General features: G+C 56.7%; 1 protein-coding gene. It reads left to right on the top strand.

Going from position 1 to position 1,320, the window contains the following annotated elements; genetic code table 11:
* The first annotated feature begins 66 nt into the window (after positions 1 to 66).
* On the top strand, positions 67 to 1,317 hold the full coding sequence (locus DWB85_RS19300; protein WP_117957705.1) for an ISL3 family transposase: 1,251 nt from the start codon (positions 67 to 69) through the stop codon (positions 1,315 to 1,317).
* Positions 1,318 to 1,320 lie beyond the last annotated feature (3 nt).

Below are 1,320 nucleotides of genomic sequence, written 5' to 3' on the forward strand. Positions count from 1 at the left end.
GGTCCTTCAGACATTTCTGTGGGTCCATACTAAGCTGAGAGGCATATCCTGATGGGAGGATTTGCCATGCACAGCGAAGAAATGTACCGGCAGATGCTGGGTCTGACGGCGCCTTGGGATGTTGAACGGGTTGATTTGAATATGGCCGAACAACGGGTCGATATCTACGTCACGCATCCAGCGCGCCAGCGGTTTGCGTGTCCCACATGTGGGCGTGAACTTGGGGTCTACGACCATCAGCCCGAGCGGACGTGGAGACACCTGGACAGCATGCAGTTCTTGACCTTTTTGCATGCAAGGCCGCCAAGGGTGTCTTGCCCGGATCACGGGGTGCACCAGGTCGAGCTGCCGTGGGCGCAGACGGGAAGCCGGTTTACCCACCTGTTCGAGGCGCTTGCCATTGACGTACTGTTGGCGGCCAATGTCTCCAGGGCAGCGGATATCTTGCGCATCAGTTGGGACGAGGCCTGGCACCTGATGGAACGGGCGGTGAAGCGAGGTCGAGCAGCCAAAGGGAGTGACGCCCCGAGTCAGATTGGTGTCGACGAGAAGGCGATTGCCAAGCGGCATCGCTACATGACGCTGGTCTGCGATCTGGAGGCGTCGACAGTTGAATACATCGGCGAAGGTCGATCTGAAGAGAGCCTGGCCGGTTATTTTGAAGCCTTGACTGAGGAGCAGCGCGAAGCGATCGAGGCTATCAGTCTGGACATGTGGCCGGCCTATATCGGCGCCTGTCGACGCCATGTGCCCGATGCAGACAGCAAGATGGTATTTGACCGGTTTCACATCATGCGCCATGTCCTGGACGGGGTCGACAAGGTACGCAAACAGGAGCACAAAATGCTGCTCAGGGCCGGTGATGAACGACTTAGCCGGAGTAAGTACCTGTGGCTGACCAACCCGCACAACATGACGCATCAGGCGAGATCGCATTTCGCGGACTTGAAAGCAGCAGAGCTGAAAACAGCTCGGGCCTGGGCGATCAAAGAATCGCTGCGGGCACTTTGGGATTACCAGACGGAAGTCTGGGCGATGAAGTTCTGGAAACGCTGGTACTTCTGGGCCACACATAGCCGCCTCAAGCCGATGATAGATGCCGCCAAGCTGATCTTCAGGCATCTGCCGAACGTAATGACGTACTTTACGCACCGCATCACCAATGCCGTTGCCGAGGGCTTGAACTCCAAGATCTCGACTGTTCAGAAAAGGGCCTGCGGCTTCCGAAATCCTGAGCATTTTAAGACTGCCGTGTTCTTTCATTGTGGCGGTTTGAACCTATATCCTGCTGCTGTGACCCACACGAATGCCGGATGAACC

The organism is Seongchinamella sediminis, assembly GCF_003457605.1.
Taxonomy (GTDB): domain Bacteria; phylum Pseudomonadota; class Gammaproteobacteria; order Pseudomonadales; family Halieaceae; genus Halioglobus; species Halioglobus sediminis.

Coding starts and splice junctions, on each gene's coding strand:
- DWB85_RS19300 (WP_117957705.1), top strand. CDS start 67: ATGCACAGCGAAGAAATGTACCGGCAGATGCTGGGTCTGACGGCGCCT.